We start from the raw sequence: 17,239 nt of genomic DNA, 5'->3' as shown, positions 1-17,239 counted from the left end.
TTTTGTTACTATTCCTGTATATCGATCGTCGCGGGGAAAGATAATGACAGCCCTAGACCTCTCCTCGGAAATTACCTGTCCGCCTACCGATCTCTGGAGTGATGAACCTCCCTTGGAAAGCGATTTACACCTACAACAGATTATTATTCTCCTGACTAGCCTAGAACTATTGTGGCGCGAGAGAAACGATTATTACGCGTCGGGTAATCTCACGATTTACTATAACGAGGAACAATTGAAAAAAAGAGATTTCCTCGGCCCGGATTTTTTCGTGGTTCTCGATACGGAAAAACGTCCCCGGAAAAGTTGGGTAGTATGGGGAGAGGGGGGAAAATACCCGGATGTAATTGTCGAAATTCTATCGATTTCTACCGCGCGGGTGGATAAAACGAAGAAAAAAGACCTCTATCAAAACGTCTTCCGAACCCCGAATTATTTCTGGTTCGATCCCGAAAGTTTAGAATTTCAGGGATTCACTCTCCAAGGCAGTCAATATCAAGCGATTACTCCCGATGAGCGTGGCTATTTGCGGAGCGAGTGCTTAGGCTTATATTTAGGAGTATTCGAGGGAAAATTGCGTTATTTCACCGAGACGGGCGATTTAGTGCCGACCCCTGGAGAATTCGGCTTACAGGCTGTCTTGGAAAAGGAACGGGCTGTTTTAGAAAAAGAACAGGCTCTTCTAGAAAAAGAGCGGGCTATCTCGGAAAAGGAACGGGAACAAGAGTCCAAGGAAAAATTAGCGCGAAAATTACGGGAGATGGGCATCGATCCCGATACGATCTAGAAACATTTCTTTACGGTGAGTTCCGCCCGCTTTCGGGGCGAGTTTGGCGATACTAGGAAAGTATTCACCCTCGATCGAGCGAAATGATCGAATTTCGATCGCTAGAATTCGCGAGAGAACGCGTCCGCGAGGTGAGAAGTAAGCTCTCTCTTCCGAAACAGCGATCGCCCGACAAGTTAGCGATCGGTTAACCCGTCTTTTTTCCCAGCGATCGGATAGATATAAATTCATTGAATCGCGCGAATATTTTCCAGAAAAATTCGGCGTATAGAGAGATTGTCTAGAAAAAATATAAGGAGTTGAGAAACGCGCTCTCAACTCCTATCGATTATCCCTGAAAAACTCTACAGAGGATTGTTGTGACTGCCAAAAACTTGAGCCTTCAGCGCGTCGATCTCGGCGAGTAACTCGCGACGGCTCTCGTCCTTGAGAAGATAGCGCCATACGAACCAGCCGGTGTAGACAATGCCGATCAGTTGTAGGATGGGGGCGAGGAGGGGAATATCGTCGATCGCATCGAGGACGGCGAGGGTAACTTTAACCGTAACGAAGCTGGCCAGGATCGCGCCGAGAACGATCAGGGGTTTCTTGTACCCGGAGAAGAAACCCGCGATATAGTCGGGAACGTTCGCCAGATAAGCCATAACGGAATCCCAGATGGGTTCGACCGTTTCCGTCCAGAACTGCTCGGTGCTATTGGCGGGCTTGCTCAGGGAACCCGGCTTATCTGTAATAATCGGAGATTGGGTTTCAGTAGGTTGCATTGATTCCATAGTGACCGATCCTTATCATTTAGGTTGGACAGGGCATGGCGAGACAGACAGTTATCGGGTTGAACAGACTGACTAGCGGTTGCTCATATTATCGGATAATCTTCGATAGCTCGCCGGGAGATCTCAACAAGTATTTAGAATCAAGGGGTTTGATTCCGAATATACGGTTGAGTATCGCCGCGATTTCCCATTCTAAGCGGTAAGCTACCCGGTTTGTATCTAGCGGCAGGAAGTTTAAAATCCTTAAAATAAGGATAGTCTGAGAAGAAGAAGCCGAAAAACTCTCGCCCGCGCTCTTTGTAGAATAACATCCTAGTCGATATGTTCCATCGGGGCAAGGGTAGGATCGAGGATTTTCTGCCCCAATCCCGCGAATTTAACGGCTAGACTCGTTTTCCGCCCGCTACCGAGGATATGGGTCACTTCTCCCTCGCCGAAAACCGAGTGTAACACCCGATCGCCCACCGACCAGGCTCTAGTTCCAGATTTCCCCCTAGCGATAGATCTCTCCTGACCGGCCACCTGTCGGCGTTTTCGCGCGGGGAGATTACTGCCGAGTAACTCCTCCGGCAGTTCCCGCAAGAATTGCGAGGGGACTTTCGCTTCCTTGTTCCCCCAGACGTACCGCTCGCGAGCGTGGGTTAAAAATAGCTGTTCGCGGGCCCGCGTCAGTCCGACGTAACAGAGACGGCGTTCTTCCTCGATCGCCATCGGATCGTTCAAACTACGGATATGGGGGAAAATGCCCTGTTCTAGCCCGACGAGAAAGACGATCGGGAATTCTAACCCTTTGGCGGAGTGTAGGGTCATCAGGGACACTTTTTCCTGTCCCTCTTTGAGATCGTCGAGGTCGGAAGCCAGACTAGCATTGGCGAGGAATTCCGCGAGGCTGGTTTCTTCGTTCTCTTCCTGAAACTGGACGACCGCGTTATACAGTTCGACGATATTTTCGATCCGGTTATCCGCTTCCTCGGTTCCCTGCCGTTTTAAATCGTCCACGTAGCCCGAAGCTTCCATGATCTGGTTCAATATCTCGCTCGCGGACAGGGTGGCTATTTTCTCCTGAAACTCCCGCAGGATTCCGGCTAGATTATTGACCGATTTGGCGGCGCGGCCGGCGATCGTGTTCACGGAAGTCTCGTCGCTGATAATCTCCCATAACGGAACCCCCAATTCCCGCGCGGCGTTGACCAAATTCTCGATCGAACTTTTGCCGATGCCCCGACGCGGGGTGTTGATGATCCGGAGTAAACTTACCGTGTCGGCCGGGTTGGCGATCGCCCGAAGATAAGCGATCGCGTCTTTAATTTCCTGTCGATCGTAGAATTTAAAACCGCCGACGATCGTGTAGGGAATATTATTCCGAATTAAACAGTCCTCGAACGGTCGCGATTGCGCGTTAATCCGGTAGAGAATCGCGAAATCGCCCCAGTTTAACTCAGGGTTTTCCTGCGCGAACTGTCGGATTTTATCGATGACGAAATCCGCCTCTTCCCGTTCATCGTCGGCTTTAAAGAGATAGATACTATCCCCCGCGCCGCGGGTGGGAACGAGAACCTTATCGATCCGTTGGGTATTGTGTTCGATCAGTTTATTGGCGGCTTCTAGGATATTCTCGCGCGATCGATAATTTTCCTGGAGTTTCACCATCGTCCGGGTATCGTCATCCGGGAGACCGTCGCCGAAGTCGGATTGAAAGTTTAATAAAATCGTGAAATCGGCCATCCGGAAACTGTAGATCGACTGATCCGCGTCACCGACCACGAAGATCGATCGATCCCGCCAATCCCAAGCGTTTTTATCCGTTTCACCGTTCGTCGCCAACAGACGGATTAACTCGTACTGAATCCGGTTCGTATCCTGATACTCATCGACGAGAATATGCTTGAATTGCGTGTGCCAGTAGCCGAGAATCGATTCATTCTGTTGAAAAAGCCGCACCGGGATCAGAATGAGATCGTCGAAATCGAGGGCGTTATTTTCCGCGAGCCGCGCTTGATACTCTCTGTATACATCCGCGATCACCCGTCCGCGATAGTGGGAATTTTCCCGCGCGTACTCTTCGGGAGTTAATCCGAGGTTTTTGGCGTTGCTGATAGCGTAGCGAATATTTTTGGGATCGAATTTTTTATCGTCGAGATTTAATTGTTTCGTGGCGATATTTTTAATTAATCCCTGCACGTCCGATTCATCGAGAATCGAGAAATTCTTCTGCCAGGTTCTACCCTGTTCGTCGCGGTATTTATTAATATCGTAGCGGAGAATTCGAGCGCAGAGACTATGAAACGTGCCGATCCAGAGCTTTTTTGTAGTATTTCGGTAAACGTGAGAGATAAGTTTTTTCTGTTCGTACTCGCCCAATAATTCCAAGCGCTGGCCGTGTTTTTCCACGGCGAGTTCCCGCGCGAAAGTTCTCTCGATCCGTTCCTTCATTTCCCGCGCCGCTTTATTGGTGAAGGTGACGGCGAGGATATTTTCCGGATCGACGCGATGGACACGGATCAGGTGGGCGATACGATAGGTGAGAGCGCTAGTTTTTCCCGATCCCGCGCCGGCTACGACCAGTAACGGCCCCCGATTATGCTCGACGGCGATCCGTTGGGATGGGTTGAGTTGGTCTAAATAGTCGGGATGGACTGTCATCGGTAAGAAGATAGAGATTCGGGAAGGGGAGGGGTGGGGAGTAAAGAGGCGGGAAGTAGAGGGGCGAAGAAATCCCGATCGATCCTTCCGCCTACTATCTCTTGCCTTCTGCCCTCTGCCTTCTGCCTGTAACTATCAGCCTACACCATCGGACGGGAACCGGATCGATCGCCTCCGGGTCGAGCCTTAAGCAAAGGAGAAGTTTTCACAACTCCCCCACCAGACCTTATCAAGTTTCTGACTTGTCCCTTACAATGGAAATAGCGGAGACAAATGTTTCCGTTCACTCCTCACACCACACTCCGTCCGGACGATGTTCGGGCGGTTTCTTCTTTTGGAGATCGTGCCGATCGATGACGGTCCGTGAAGGTTCGATCGACTTTATCAAAAAAAGTATAGATTGTTGTCGGACGAAAGGGAATACGGAAAGTTCCCCGATCGGTTCCTTCGGGGCGCGTGTAGGGGCTAGGGGAAAACCCCGTCTCTCTCGCGCCGAGTCCCCACATCCTACAACCTATTCATCGCCCGGCCGGACGATCTCCTCGAAACCCCGTCGCGTAAGCCGTTTCCGGGACGGCCGATCGAATTTTCTCGCGATTGGCTCGCTCGGGGACTTGACCCGAACGACATCCCTGTTACACTGTATTATCAAAGATTCTTAAGGGATCTTGAAATCTATCTTGTAAAGAGGTAAAAGCCTTGACGAAACGTTATCTGTTTACCTCCGAATCTGTTACCGAGGGACACCCCGATAAAATCTGTGACCAGATTTCGGACACCATCCTCGATGCCCTGTTATCCCAGGATGACCACAGTCGTGTAGCGGCTGAAGTGGTTGTCAATACGGGGCTGGTACTGATCACCGGAGAGATCACCTCGAAAGCGCAGGTGAATTTCGTGAGTCTCGTTCGCAAGAAAATCGCCGAAATCGGTTATATCGATGCCGATAACGGATTTTCCTCCAATAGTTGCACGGTTTTAGTCGCTCTCGACGAACAATCGCCCGACATCTCTCAAGGAGTTAGCTCCGCGCGGGAGAACCGCGTTTTACTGAGCGATGACGAACTCGATAAAGTCGGCGCGGGAGACCAGGGGATCGTTTTCGGGTACGCTTGCAACGAGACCCCGGAATTAATGCCCTTACCGATTAGCTTGGCTCACCGGCTGTCCCGTCGTCTAGCGGCGGTTCGCAAAACTGGCGAACTCGGCTACCTCCGTCCCGACGGCAAAACCCAGGTGACGGTGATTTATGAAGATGGTCGTCCGGTGGGGATCGATACGATCTTAATCTCTACCCAGCACGACGCGGCGATCGGCGACATCACCGATAACGATCTCGTCCAACAGAAGATCAAAAGCGATCTCTGGGATGCGGTCGTACAACCGGTTTTCAGCGACATCGACATTAAACCCGACGGGAACACCAAATATCTCGTCAACCCGACCGGTAAATTCGTCATCGGCGGCCCCCAAGGCGACGCGGGATTAACCGGACGGAAAATCATCGTCGATACCTACGGCGGTTACTCCCGTCACGGTGGCGGCGCTTTCTCCGGGAAAGATCCCACGAAAGTCGATCGCTCCGCCGCTTACGCCTGCCGTTACGTGGCGAAAAATATCGTCGCCGCCGGTCTGGCCGAGAAATGCGAACTGCAAGCGGGTTACGCCATCGGGGTCGCCCGTCCGGTGAGTATCTTTATCGATACCTTCGGAACCGGGAAAGTATCCGACGATGTTCTGCTGGAGTTGGTCGAAAAATATTTTGAACTCCGTCCCGCGGGCATCATCCAGACGTTTAACCTCCGCGGTCTACCGGCCGAACGGGGCGATCGCTTCTACCAAGATGTGGCCGCCTACGGACATTTCGGACGTACCGATCTCGACCTCCCCTGGGAGCAAACCGATAAAGCGGCGCTCCTCAAGGAAGCTCTCGCTTCTGCCGCGGTTAGCTAGTTAGTGGTTTGAATGTTGTAGAGTGGCGATCGATGTCTTCATCGATCGCTTTTTTGATTCCATTTCTCGTAAATCAGCGAATTTTACAAAAAAATGGAAAAATATCGGTCGATATTCGCCTCTTCTCGCCCCCGGAAAGACCGCGCTACGCTTCAAAAAATCCCACCTCTGACGAGATGGGAACGCGGGCAATATTCAGTAGCAAAACTTACGATTCCACGGTTTCGGAGATCGAACGATTCAGCGATTTTTCCAACAGCATCACCTGTCTCGCTCGCTGACTCAGGGCGAATTTATCCAGCCAGTACGTTACCAGCGCGTCGGTAGAGAAAAGTCCGGCGCCGTTGACGAGGAAAAACAGGAAACAGACGGCGTAAATCGACGATAGTTCGAGGTAGGGAATACTAAACCCCGCTACCTTGATATGGTGGTACATGGCCACGCACATCGTCGAAAATAAGCCGAAAGCGGCGGGACGGGTTAGAAATCCGATCGCCACCAGCGGTGCGCCGATTAGCTCGGTAAAGGCGGCGACGTAGCTGAAGAAAATCGGGAAGGGTAAACCGATGACCGACACGTAAGCGGTGGCGAAACTCTCGATATTAGAGAGTTTGTCGAGACCGTTATGGATCATCATAATCCCGACCGCGACTCTCAGAATCGCCCAGGCGGTCTGATTCCAGAATTCCGGGGTCTGGTTTGGCTTGAAAAGGTTGATGAATAGACGCGTGACAGCCATAGTTATCGGGTAGCGATAGGGGATAATTGCCATCGAACCGCCCTCTAGATTAGAAAAAGCGATCGATCTCTTTACGTTTCTTAATATATTTTAGTCACAAAAATTCATAAATCTCGCCAGGGGGATTTCCAAAGACATCTCGCGCGATTCGTTTTGAATCGTCTAAAAACTTCAAAAACTGGAACTATACAAGATAAATAGGTGTTTTCTAAAATTTTAGCTATAATATTCTTTCTTATTTCTCCTAACTCCTGCCTCCTGCCTCCTGCCTCCTGCCTCCTGACTCCTGACTCCTGACTCCTGACTCCCTAACCACAGGACAATTTTTGAATTCCGCACGGTTGTATCGGGACGTTTCCCGATCGCCGTGGCGTGTAGAATGAAAGGGAATCGATCGAGGCAGAGGAAGGAGAGCGCCCTTGATTATCGTTATCGACAACTACGACAGTTTTACCTACAATTTAGTGCAGTATTTGGGGGAATTAGCGGAAGAGTTCCCCGTTGCTAACCCGATCGAGGTTTATCGCAACGATAAAATCGATATCGAAACTATCAAAAACCTCGAACCCGACGGCATCGTCATCTCTCCCGGCCCCGGTCGCCCGGAAGACGCGGGCGTTTCCCTACCATTAATCGAGAAACTCGGCCACTGTTTCCCGATTCTCGGGGTTTGTCTCGGTCATCAGAGCATCGGTCAGGTTTTCGGGGGGGACGTGATCTCCGCGCCGGTGTTGATGCACGGGAAAACCTCCGAGATCTACCACAACGATACGGGCGTTTTCGCGGGGTTAACGAATCCGTTTACCGCCACCCGCTACCATAGTCTGGTGATCGATCGCTCCACCCTCCCCGACACCCTGGAGATTACCGCGTGGGTAGAGGACGGCACGGTGATGGGGGTGCGCCATCGCGACTACCCGCGGGTTCAGGGAGTACAATTCCACCCGGAAAGTATCCTCACCACCGAGGGCAAAGAGCTTTTACGAAACTTTTTACGATCGCTCTAGTTCCTAAATAGAGGGGACATGGGGCGACGGGGAGATGGGGGGACGGGAGAATTTTTCAGGGAAAAGGGCTTTAGGAAAAGGGAAAAGAGCTTTCTTAATGCTTTCACCTTTACCCTTTCACCATTTACCCTTCCCTCCTGCCTCCTGGCTCCCGCCTCCCACACCCACGATTCCCTTGTTTTACCCGATCGATATTTATTTCCATGAGAAGGCGACAATTTATTTACTACGCGGGAACGAGTCTACTAGCCACGGGCGCGACCGGTGTACTCGCGGCCCCGAAAGCCGATAATTCCCTGTTAGTGCAGTGGTTGGGGCATAGTTGCTTTTTGTTCACCGGGTCCGGGAAACGAATTTTAGTCAATCCGTTTCGGACGATCGGGTGTACGGCGGGATTCCGTCTCCCGCGGGTCGAGGCGGATCTAGTGCTGATCAGCAGTCAACTCTGGGACGAGGGGGCGGCGGAAAATCTACCGGGTAATCCGAAAGTGTTATTTGAACCCGGCGCTTACGAGATCGATGGTTTCAAGATCCAGGGGATCAGTATCGACCACGATCGACAGGGAGGAAAACGTTTCGGCAAAAACGTCATCTGGCGTTGGTCGCAAGCGGGAATGAATATCGTGCATCTCGGCGGCGCGGCGGCCCCCATCGGGCTGGATCAGAAAATTCTTCTCGGCGTTCCCGATGTCGCCCTGATTCCCGTCGGGGGCGGGCCGAAAAACTATACTCCGGAAGAGGCCAAAGCGGCGATCGAGGTCTTGCAACCGCGGATCGCCATCCCGACGCAGTATTTCACGGGCGCCGCCGATTCCCAGGCCTGCGAACTGGTTTCCGTGGACGAATTTCTCAAGTTAGTCAAGGATAAAAACGTGCGGGTTATCCAGGACGATCGCCTACGGGTGCGAAAAGCGGATCTGCCGAAACAGGGAACCCTGATCCGGGTATTTGACTATCGAAAACTCCTGCAAAAAACCTAGCGATCGGGTCTCGCGCTCTCGGGGGCGATCTTTCCCACCTCACGCGCTAATTCTCTCGGGTTAATCCGGTCGGGTGATTCTCGATCGCTCCCCCCCGAACCGAGCGAATCCGACCGGAAAACCCTACCGAGTCGGGGGAGATCCCTACCGCGCGTTCCGGGGGAAACCTGACAAGATCGAAAGTGAAGTCAACGAGGAACCCCCCCATGCAACCGATCGTCGAATCTTTTTACAACTGGTATAGAGGGAAAATTAGCCATCCTAAATATCGCTGGTTAATCATTCTCGGAACGCTCGCCTATCTTATCAGCCCGATCGATATTTCTCCCGACGTTTTCCCGATTATCGGTTGGATCGACGACGGGATCGTGGTGACTCTTCTGACCACCGAGTTAACGAGACTGGTTCTCGACTATCGTAACCGTCGCAAGGGGGTAACGGACACCAAAACCGAAAAACCCGTCGAGGTCGAGACCGAGGCCGTGGAAGTTCCCCTACCGTAATTTTCTTTCTTCTCGCTCCCACCGTATTGTTATCGCGACCGAACTATCGATGATCACCTTCACCCGTACTTTCGTTCTTCCCGTCGATAATCGGGAGACGGCGATCGAGAAAATCCAACACCTGTATACCGAGGTCATGCCGGTTCGCTCGGGATTTATCGCCTCGAAATTGAAGTTTAGTGACGATCGTTCCCGCGTGGTAGCGATCGCCAACTGGGAGAGCGAGGCGGGATTTATCGCCCTACAAGAAACGGAAGCGTTCCAAGACCTAGCCCGTCAGATCGGTTAGGGAATCTCGATCGATACCGGATCTATTTCCCGCCGGATTTCCCGCCGGAAACGGAATCCTTCGGCGGGATCGCGATGAGTTTATTTCCCTCCACCACTAATTTCCCGCCTAATTTTTCAATATTTTCCGCCGCCAGTTTCCGAGTTTCTTCATTCTGGCTGTTAGCCCAAACGAGCAACCACGCGCCCACCCGCGCCGCGCGACTATCGGGGTTGGTGGACAGAAAATGCACCGTACCGCGGGCGGATTTTTCGATGAAAGAATCGCCCGCGATTTTCGCCCATTCCGCGGCCATTTCATTGGAATGTTTGGCCGCCTCGATATCGCCCATAAATAATAACTCGTCCACGCCTTTATAAAGCCAGACATAGTAAGCGTCCGGAATATCGGGAGTCAGTTTTTTCAGCCCCTCGTTCGTGATAGCGATCGTTCTCTCCGGCTTTCCCGCGTTCACCGAGGAGGCGATAGACATTAACATATAGGCTCGGGTAAATTTGGGATCGTTTTTGACAACCGCTTGGAGAAAATCGGGACTCAGGTTGTAATTGGTTTGTTTGCGAGCGTCCACATCACCGTAATACTGGATAAACTGGAGTAACGCCCAGTTGGCGAGCATATTATCAAAACCGAAAGCGGGCAGATTTTTGAGGAGTTCCACCTGCAACTGTTCGACGCGATTTTCTTTTTGATAATCTCTTTCTAATATTTTCTCGCGGGTGAGCGTCTTGACCTTGGGTTGTTGCAATCCGATGACGAGAATCATCAACGCGCCGATAATACCGATTAATCCGAGAGTTTTGAATAAAGGGGCATCGAGACGCGGTTTAGAATTCAGCATAATCGTTACTTGACTTGAACGCCATTAACACAAGCCAGTACACCAACGGTGTTACTGGTAGCGACATTATCATCTAACGGGTTTTCGTCCTCGCAAACAATCCCCGTATAGGTTCCCAAAGGGGTCTGTCCCGCCGCTCCCGCGTAGTTTTTGATATCGTTATTGAATTCTGCCTCGGCAGTCGCGGTGTACGCGGAGCCAATCGCGTCGGCGGCTCCCACCTGGTTAAGTCTGTAGAACTTGGTCGGTATTTTCGTTGGTAAGTCGGATAGAGTAGCGAAAACCCCGTTTTCATAACGGTAGGCTTGCTGGGCGCGATTGATCGCCCCGAGAGTGTTCCGGGCTTCCGCCTGTCTACCTTTGGCGACCTGCCCGAGTAGTTGGGGTAGGGCGATAGCGGCGAGAATACCGAGGATGATAATTACTACTAATAATTCAATTAAAGTAAAGCCCTCGAATTTTCTTCGTCGAATGCGGTTAAATGTCCGATCGTAACGCTTCATTTGATCCGAGCCTATCTAGTAGGAATGCAACAACGAGCCGACCAAAAATTGGGACGACCCCGAAATCGGAAGCGGAAGGAATGAAAAGTAACCATACTTTTCCCCTTCCGCAAGCTGTAAAATTTATTTTTGTAAGCTAGACCGCTTAAGCTATCCGCGGGAAATGTCTAGTTAACCGCTTTACTGTTAGCCGCGCAAGCCTGAACCACACCGTTAGTTACGGTCGCGTTAACAACGGCGGTCGTGGGATCGTTCGTCTCGCAAATGACGGTAGAGAAAGCACCGGCGGAACTCTGACCGACGGCGGAGGAATAATCCCGAATATCGTTCGTATACGTGGCGATCGAGGTAGCGTTAGTTACAGCGGCTTGAGGAGTTACGGTACCTACGGTATTGGTATCAGGATACGCGTAATATTGACCCGTTACGGAAACCGGCAGTTGGTTGTTCGCGGTAGTGGTCGAGAAATTACCGAAAGAACCACTTTCCAAACGGTAGGCTTGTTGGGCGCGGCTGATCGTACCGAGGTTGTTACGAGCTTCGGCTTGTCTGCCTTTAGCGACCTGACCGAGAAGGTTGGGGAGGGCGATGGCGGCGAGAACCCCGATGATGATGACGACGACGAGCAGTTCGATCAGGGTGAAACCTTTGTCACGATTTTTTTTGTTTAAGGTTTGCAGAAGCTTGTATTGGAATTGAGAGTTCATAGTTTTCTGTCCCGTGGTAGGGGGTTATTTGTTTCCTAGATACAACTTACCCACGTTGACAACAGAACCTATCACCCCGGAAAAAAATTTTTTGAGATTTATTTTTTCCCTCTCCCTCCCCGCCCTAGTTCGCTTAAATCGACAAGTTCAGGTGCTTTCGTCTCAAGCGGTCAGGTTTCGTGGTCTTTTTCGTGTCTTGGGAACGTTTTCCGTCTCGTTGTCCTCTCTAGCGACCCGAATTAGCAGACCGGCGAGGAAAAGACTGGCGAGACTGGAACTGCCCCCGTAACTGAACAGGGGGAACGGTAATCCGGTGGTCGGTAGGGAACCGGTAGCCACGCCCATATTCAGTAGGGCTTGACCGATGAGAACGACCATCGAGCCGAGCGCTACTAACCGTTTCACCCGATGACGGCACAGGATCGTCACGCGTAGGGCGAGGGTCCCGTAGATTAAAAGCATTAATAACAGTAGTATCCCGCCGATAAAACCGAATTCTTCCGAAAAAACGGCGAAAATAAAGTCGGTATCGGGAAAGGGAAGGTAAAATAACTTCTGTTGCGAGAGACCGTAGCCGGTTCCCGTCGGGCCCCCGGAACCGATCGCCAGTAAACTTTGCACTAATTGATATCCATCGCCGCGGGGATCTTCCCAGGGGTTCATAAAGGAGAGAATCCGCCGTCGCTGGTACTCGCGAAAGGTGACGCTAACCACGGCCATCGTCACCCCTAACAGGGCGGTTCCCCCCATGTAGGCGAGGGGCAATCCGGAACCGAGGGCGATTAACCACAGGGTCATGCCGCAGAGAGCGGTGGTACTCAGGTTCGGCTGGAGGAGAATGGCGGCGAGAACCAGCCCGAAAATACCGATCCAGGTGAAACGCTGAGCGATCGAGAGACGATACCAACCGCCGAAAACCGCCGCCCCCTGTAGCACGAGAAACGGTTTCATGAATTCCGACGGTTGTAGGAGAATCGGCCCGAGTTTGATCCAGCGCGTCGCGCCGTTAATGTTCTCTCCCAGGCCGGGGACGAGGGTGAAGAGAATCAATCCCAGGACTAATAACATCATCCAGGGGGCGATCTTGAGGAGATTTTGTAGGGGCGATCGCACGAGAGAGTTAAACACGATCAAGCCCACCCACACCCAGATTACCTGACGGGTAAAGTAGTAGAGTCCATTCCCGAAACGACTATCGGCCAGGGCGTAGGAGGCGGAGAAAAGAACCGCGAGACCGACCAGTAACCAGAATAAAGTCATCCAGCGTAAAAGTCGCGCCTCTACCGGCCAGTTTTTCACGTCGGGGTCGAAAATGGGAAAAAGATATTGCCACACGGAGATTCGAGAAGAAGGGTAGATCTCACAGATTAGCCGAAAAGACCGGCCTCGATCGAGCTTTGTTCCGCGGGCGATCGGGGTCAGAGGAGGCGGGAGGCGGTCGGCAGGAGGCAGGAGGTGGATGTTTAGAGGGATCTCGAACTCCAGCCCGACACTTTTCCCCTAAAACGGGGAGGCTTGTAACCCGTTGGTTTCCGGTCGGGAGATAAGAGAGCGATCGCCCGACCTCCGTGAAAACACGGGCGAGTCTCGGGGGTCCGAGCTAGGATCGGGATAGAGAGGGAAAGAAACGATAGACCTCGAAGCGAGATCGGTTTTCGAGGGTTTAAAAACTTCAAAAACTAGGATTATACAAAATAAATAGGTTTTCTCTTCAGCTTTTAACTTTAAAATTCTTTATTCTTCCTCCTGACTCCTGAATCCTTAATCAAACGACAGTTCTTGAATTCCGGGAGAGATCTTATGAAAAGAATTCTTTCGATCGCTTTACTGTTATCCGCGCTGTTGCCGGCCGGCCGGGTACTCGCGGAAACGGAAATCAGGGTAGATTCGCCGTTATCGAGCGGGGAATCGGCGGGAATCGTGATTATCGGCAACGATGGTTATCGATCGAACGGCTATCGTTGCGGCTATCGGGACGGTTATCACGACCGGAATTATCCGGGCGCGTACAATACCGGGTATCCGGGGAATTATTATCGAAACGGTTACGAACGGGGCGTTTATCGCGGGGGATATAACCCTTACTATCCGGGACGGGATTATCCTCGTGGCTACGGACGGGATGAATATCGACCCTATCCGGGGAATTCTTATCGGAACGATTACGGACGGGGCATTTATCAAAGAGGCGTTCCGCTCAATAACTACAATAACTATCGATTACGGATGAAATAACCCGAATAATACGAATACCCCGCCCGATTCCGACGGGGTATCGTTTAACTATCCTGAACTCGATAAAGCTCGAATCCTCTCAATCTCCCAGACAGATGCCCAAACCCCTGGCCGTTTTGACGAGGGTTTCTTGAGGATCGACGACGCGATAGGTTTTGATGGCTTCCTCGATGGGAACGCTGACTACCTGACGGTTTTGCCAGGCGACCATGCGATCGAATTCCCCTCTCGCGATCAGATCGACCGCGGCGACCCCGAAAGCGGCCCCTAACAGTCGATCCATCGGCGAGGGAATCCCCCCGCGTTGAATATGCCCCAAAAAGGTGACGCGGGTTTCCGCGCCGGTGTCCTTGGCGATCTCTTCCGCGAGATAGCGACCGATCCCCCCGAGACGATCCTCTCCGAGAGCTTTCTTTTCCGACAGTCGATCGCCGGTTTCGGTGCGTACCGCCTCGGAAACGATCACTAGACAGAAATTCTTACCCATATTCTGGCGTTGGCGGATTTTCTCGCAGACTTTTTCCATCTGGTAGGGAATTTCGGGGATCAGAATAATGTCCGCGCCGCCCGCGATCCCGGCCGCGAGAGCGATATGGCCCGCGTCCCGTCCCATTACCTCCAGGATCATCACCCGGTTGTGGCTGGCGGCGGTAAAGTGCAGTCGATCGAGCGCTTCGGTGGCGATATTGGTCGCGGTATCGAAACCGATCGAGACCTCGGTAGCCCCCACGTCGTTATCGATCGTTTTCGGAATACCGACGAGATTTATGCCCCCTTGCTGGGCGATCCGCCGTAAAATGGCTAAACTCCCGTCGCCACCGATACCGATCAAGGCGGATAATCCTAAACTATGATAGCCGTCGATAATTTCTTGAGAGCGATCGACGAGGGTTCCATCGGGCATGGGGAAAGCGAAGGGATCGCCCTTGTTGGTGGTTCCGAGGACGGTTCCCCCCATCACCAGGAGGCGATCGACTCTCTCGGGGTCGAAGACGATCGTTCGCGGGGGACGGGCGATCAATCCGTTGGTCGCCTCTTGAATTCCCACCACCTCCCAGCCGTAAGTTCCCGTCGCGTGATAGACGACCGATCGGATCGCGGCGTTTAACCCCGCGCAGTCCCCCCCGCTGGTCAGCAGGCCAATACGTTTCTTTTCACCCATAGGTTGTCGGCATAGACGTGTAACGTCTTTATATGTAGAGTCAAAATACCCGCCACCGACGGAAATTTAAGGATGTTTCCAGATCGATCCGCGGGGTTGGGGAGATGGGGAATTTTTTCGGGGGAATGGGGAAGGGGAAAAGAGCTTTCTGAATCCTTTCGCCTTTACCTTCCCTCATCTCCTGCCTTCTGCCTTCTGACTCCTGCCTCCGCGAGAAATTGTCGATATCGAGGAAAGTATGTCGTTAAAACGGGGGTTAACGCTGGGGAAATTCGCGCCTTTCCATCGCGGCCATCAGCTAGTTATCGAAACGGCTCTGGCCGAGATGGACGAGGTGATCGCGGTCGTTTACGATTGTCCGGATGTGAGCGAGATTCCCCTGACGGTTCGATCGAACTGGCTGAGAGAAATCTATCCGACGGTAGATGTCATTGAGGCTTGGGACGGCCCGATCGAGGTGGGCAATACCCCAGAAATTCGGCAAAAACAGGAAGATTATATTCTCAGACGGCTCGGATCGCAAAAAATCAGCCATTTTTACTCTAGCGAGTTTTACGGGCGACACATGAGCTTGGCACTGGGCGCGGTAAATCGTCTCGTCGATCCCGATCGCCAAACGGTTCCTATCTCCGGGACGATGATCCGACAAGATCCGGGACGATGGCGCCAGTATTTGCACCCCCGCGTCTATCGGGATCTGATCGCGAATATAGTCTTTCTCGGCGCGCCTTCCACCGGCAAATCGACGATCGCGCGTCGTCTGGCGGAAGAGTACGCTACGGTTTATATGCCGGAGTACGGACGGGAATACTGGGAAAAGTATCAGGTCGATCGACGACTCTCGATCGAGCAATTGGTAGAGATCGCGCGCGGACATCTCGAACGCGAGGAAATTCTCGTACAACAAGCGGATCGTTACCTATTTACCGATACGAACGCGCTGACTACCTATCAATTTTCCCTACACTATCACGATCGGGTCGCCCCGGAATTGGCGAATCTCGCTCTTACAGCGATTTCCCGGTACGATCTGGTTTTCCTGTGCGAGACGGATATCCCTTACGATGATACTTGGGATCGTTCCGGGGAAGTCGATCGAACGATCTTTCAAAAGCGGGTCGTTAGCGATCTCGTTCTTCGGAAAGTACCTTTTTTCCGCTTACGCGGCGATTTAGAAACCAGGGTAGGATTCGTGAAGCGCGTACTATCACGATACCGAAAATACGGGAATCTTTTAGAATTATTCTCATCCGATGCGAATTTCTAGGGATAACAATAGACCTCTTGCACAATTCATTTTCGATGGTCTAAAAACTTCAAAGACTGGAATTGTAGATGATAAATAGGCATTTACTAAAAAAATTACTTATAATCTTCTTTATTCTTCCTCCTGGCTCCTGACTCCTGACTCCTGACTCCCTAACCACAGGACAATTTTTGAATTCCGCGAGAGGTCTTGTGAATGCTGGAATTTTGGAGCGTGAATTCGATCGCTTTCACGGTTTTGGGTTACTCCGTCAGTTATCTCGAACTCGCGGGGACGATTCTCTATCTGGGATCGGTATGGTTGATCGCGAGAGGGAATATTTTAACCTGGCCGGTCGGTATCGCCAGCGTTCTGCTGTATATGGTGCTTTTTTACCAGATCCGCCTGTATTCGGATTTTTTAGAGCAGATTTATTATTTAATCGTCAGTATTTACGGGTGGTGGCGATGGCGCGATCGGGAAAGCGATCGAACGTTAAAAACCCGTTACGGTTCCCCGGTGCGGATTCTGGCGATCGCTACGGGGACGATCGCCGTCTCGATGGTTTGGGGGGCGATAATGAGCCGAATACACCTTTTTCTTCCCGTTATCTTCCCGGAACCCGCGGATTTTCCCTATCTCGACGCGCTGACGACGGGGATGAGTTTTACCGCGATGGCGCTGATGCCGGGGAAATACGTGGAGAGTTGGTATTACTGGATCGTCGTGGATTCGATCGCCATCGGACTCTATCGCGCGAAAGGGGTGATCTTTCTCTCCCTGCTGTACGCGATTTTACTCGTCATGGCGATCGGGGGATTACGAACCTGGAAAAAAGCGACTAGAGCGACGGAGCGTTAATTTTCGCCCGAAC

General features: G+C 51.9%; 18 protein-coding genes. 9 read left to right on the top strand and 9 right to left on the bottom strand.

The window, feature by feature from the left end:
• Positions 1-43 precede the first annotated feature (43 nt).
• Positions 44-787 carry a Uma2 family endonuclease gene (locus tag V0288_RS05625; protein WP_332864058.1) on the top strand — a complete coding sequence of 248 codons (744 nt, stop codon included), beginning with the start codon at positions 44-46 and terminating at the stop codon, positions 785-787.
• Between the two features lie 344 nt (positions 788-1,131).
• Here V0288_RS05625 and V0288_RS05620 read toward each other — a convergent pair whose 3' ends face one another.
• Both V0288_RS05620 and pcrA read right to left on the bottom strand, forming a co-directional pair.
• A complete protein-coding gene (locus V0288_RS05620; RefSeq protein ID WP_422661907.1) occupies positions 1,132-1,560 on the bottom strand; it encodes a CAAD domain-containing protein in 429 nt (142 codons plus the stop codon).
• Positions 1,561-1,872: 312 nt separating this feature from the next.
• Positions 1,873-4,203 carry a DNA helicase PcrA gene (gene pcrA, locus V0288_RS05615; protein ID WP_332864056.1) on the bottom strand — a complete coding sequence of 777 codons (2,331 nt, stop codon included), beginning with the start codon at positions 4,201-4,203 and terminating at the stop codon, positions 1,873-1,875.
• Positions 4,204-4,902: 699 nt separating this feature from the next.
• Here pcrA and metK point away from each other — a divergent pair.
• Entirely contained in the window at positions 4,903-6,156 is a 1,254-nt protein-coding gene (gene metK, locus V0288_RS05610; RefSeq protein WP_332864055.1) for a methionine adenosyltransferase, read from the top strand.
• A 208-nt stretch (positions 6,157-6,364) separates the two neighbouring features.
• Here metK and V0288_RS05605 read toward each other — a convergent pair whose 3' ends face one another.
• Both V0288_RS05605 and V0288_RS05600 read right to left on the bottom strand, forming a co-directional pair.
• Entirely contained in the window at positions 6,365-6,895 is a 531-nt protein-coding gene (locus V0288_RS05605; protein ID WP_332864054.1) for a DoxX family protein, read from the bottom strand.
• A 216-nt stretch (positions 6,896-7,111) separates the two neighbouring features.
• Positions 7,112-7,234 carry a hypothetical protein gene (locus tag V0288_RS05600; RefSeq protein ID WP_332864053.1) on the bottom strand — a complete coding sequence of 41 codons (123 nt, stop codon included), beginning with the start codon at positions 7,232-7,234 and terminating at the stop codon, positions 7,112-7,114.
• Positions 7,235-7,314: 80 nt separating this feature from the next.
• On the opposite strand from V0288_RS05600, the gene V0288_RS05595 reads away from it, so the two are divergent.
• From V0288_RS05595 to V0288_RS05580, 4 genes are all read left to right on the top strand, one after another.
• Positions 7,315-7,902, top strand: coding sequence for an anthranilate synthase component II (locus tag V0288_RS05595; RefSeq protein ID WP_332864052.1), 588 nt, complete (start codon positions 7,315-7,317; stop codon positions 7,900-7,902).
• A gap of 203 nt (positions 7,903-8,105) precedes the next feature.
• Positions 8,106-8,882: an MBL fold metallo-hydrolase gene (locus V0288_RS05590; RefSeq protein WP_332864051.1), complete on the top strand. Its 777-nt coding sequence runs from the start codon at positions 8,106-8,108 to the stop codon at positions 8,880-8,882.
• Between the two features lie 206 nt (positions 8,883-9,088).
• Positions 9,089-9,385 carry a YkvA family protein gene (locus tag V0288_RS05585; RefSeq protein WP_332864050.1) on the top strand — a complete coding sequence of 99 codons (297 nt, stop codon included), beginning with the start codon at positions 9,089-9,091 and terminating at the stop codon, positions 9,383-9,385.
• 49 nt (positions 9,386-9,434) lie between these two features.
• Entirely contained in the window at positions 9,435-9,674 is a 240-nt protein-coding gene (locus tag V0288_RS05580) for a hypothetical protein (RefSeq protein ID WP_332864049.1), read from the top strand.
• Between the two features lie 22 nt (positions 9,675-9,696).
• Here the strand turns inward: V0288_RS05580 and V0288_RS05575 are convergent, their stop codons facing one another.
• From V0288_RS05575 to V0288_RS05560, 4 genes are all read right to left on the bottom strand, one after another.
• A complete protein-coding gene (locus V0288_RS05575; protein WP_332864048.1) occupies positions 9,697-10,512 on the bottom strand; it encodes a hypothetical protein in 816 nt (271 codons plus the stop codon).
• 5 nt (positions 10,513-10,517) lie between these two features.
• Entirely contained in the window at positions 10,518-11,015 is a 498-nt protein-coding gene (locus V0288_RS05570; protein WP_332864047.1) for a type IV pilin-like G/H family protein, read from the bottom strand.
• Between the two features lie 167 nt (positions 11,016-11,182).
• On the bottom strand, positions 11,183-11,722 hold the full coding sequence (locus V0288_RS05565; protein WP_332864046.1) for a type IV pilin protein: 540 nt from the start codon (positions 11,720-11,722) through the stop codon (positions 11,183-11,185).
• Between the two features lie 162 nt (positions 11,723-11,884).
• Positions 11,885-13,057, bottom strand: a complete 1,173-nt coding sequence (locus tag V0288_RS05560; protein WP_422661906.1) for an FtsW/RodA/SpoVE family cell cycle protein — start codon at positions 13,055-13,057, stop codon at positions 11,885-11,887.
• A 465-nt stretch (positions 13,058-13,522) separates the two neighbouring features.
• Between V0288_RS05560 and V0288_RS05555 the strand changes: the two genes are divergently transcribed.
• Entirely contained in the window at positions 13,523-13,957 is a 435-nt protein-coding gene (locus V0288_RS05555; RefSeq protein ID WP_332864045.1) for a hypothetical protein, read from the top strand.
• Positions 13,958-14,036: 79 nt separating this feature from the next.
• Here V0288_RS05555 and V0288_RS05550 read toward each other — a convergent pair whose 3' ends face one another.
• Positions 14,037-15,119 (bottom strand): ATP-dependent 6-phosphofructokinase, encoded by a 1,083-nt coding sequence (locus tag V0288_RS05550; RefSeq protein ID WP_332864044.1) that lies wholly within the window; start codon positions 15,117-15,119, stop codon positions 14,037-14,039.
• A 238-nt stretch (positions 15,120-15,357) separates the two neighbouring features.
• Between V0288_RS05550 and V0288_RS05545 the strand changes: the two genes are divergently transcribed.
• Together V0288_RS05545 and pnuC are read left to right on the top strand one after the other, a co-directional pair.
• Positions 15,358-16,386, top strand: coding sequence for an AAA family ATPase (locus V0288_RS05545; RefSeq protein WP_332864043.1), 1,029 nt, complete (start codon positions 15,358-15,360; stop codon positions 16,384-16,386).
• 195 nt (positions 16,387-16,581) lie between these two features.
• Positions 16,582-17,226 (top strand): nicotinamide riboside transporter PnuC, encoded by a 645-nt coding sequence (pnuC, locus tag V0288_RS05540; protein ID WP_332864042.1) that lies wholly within the window; start codon positions 16,582-16,584, stop codon positions 17,224-17,226.
• The last annotated feature ends 13 nt before the right edge of the window (positions 17,227-17,239 follow it).

This window comes from Pannus brasiliensis CCIBt3594, from assembly GCF_036688125.1.
In the GTDB taxonomy this organism is placed as follows: domain Bacteria; phylum Cyanobacteriota; class Cyanobacteriia; order Cyanobacteriales; family Microcystaceae; genus Pannus; species Pannus brasiliensis.
The sequence above is the reverse complement of the archived record's forward strand: the minus strand, read 5'-3'. Positions and strand labels throughout refer to the sequence as shown.

Bases quoted from the DNA above. Each gene is read 5' to 3' on its own strand.
- V0288_RS05625 (WP_332864058.1), top strand. From the start codon at position 44: ATGACAGCCCTAGACCTCTCCTCGGAAATTACCTGTCCGCCTACCGAT.
- V0288_RS05620 (WP_422661907.1), bottom strand. From the start codon at position 1,560: ATGGAATCAATGCAACCTACTGAAACCCAATCTCCGATTATTACAGAT.
- pcrA (WP_332864056.1), bottom strand. From the start codon at position 4,203: ATGACAGTCCATCCCGACTATTTAGACCAACTCAACCCATCCCAACGG.
- V0288_RS05605 (WP_332864054.1), bottom strand. From the start codon at position 6,895: ATGGCTGTCACGCGTCTATTCATCAACCTTTTCAAGCCAAACCAGACC.
- V0288_RS05590 (WP_332864051.1), top strand. From the start codon at position 8,106: ATGAGAAGGCGACAATTTATTTACTACGCGGGAACGAGTCTACTAGCC.
- V0288_RS05585 (WP_332864050.1), top strand. From the start codon at position 9,089: ATGCAACCGATCGTCGAATCTTTTTACAACTGGTATAGAGGGAAAATT.
- V0288_RS05580 (WP_332864049.1), top strand. From the start codon at position 9,435: ATGATCACCTTCACCCGTACTTTCGTTCTTCCCGTCGATAATCGGGAG.
- V0288_RS05575 (WP_332864048.1), bottom strand. From the start codon at position 10,512: ATGCTGAATTCTAAACCGCGTCTCGATGCCCCTTTATTCAAAACTCTC.
- V0288_RS05570 (WP_332864047.1), bottom strand. From the start codon at position 11,015: ATGAAGCGTTACGATCGGACATTTAACCGCATTCGACGAAGAAAATTC.
- V0288_RS05565 (WP_332864046.1), bottom strand. From the start codon at position 11,722: ATGAACTCTCAATTCCAATACAAGCTTCTGCAAACCTTAAACAAAAAA.
- V0288_RS05555 (WP_332864045.1), top strand. From the start codon at position 13,523: ATGAAAAGAATTCTTTCGATCGCTTTACTGTTATCCGCGCTGTTGCCG.
- V0288_RS05550 (WP_332864044.1), bottom strand. From the start codon at position 15,119: ATGGGTGAAAAGAAACGTATTGGCCTGCTGACCAGCGGGGGGGACTGC.
- V0288_RS05545 (WP_332864043.1), top strand. From the start codon at position 15,358: ATGTCGTTAAAACGGGGGTTAACGCTGGGGAAATTCGCGCCTTTCCAT.
- pnuC (WP_332864042.1), top strand. From the start codon at position 16,582: ATGCTGGAATTTTGGAGCGTGAATTCGATCGCTTTCACGGTTTTGGGT.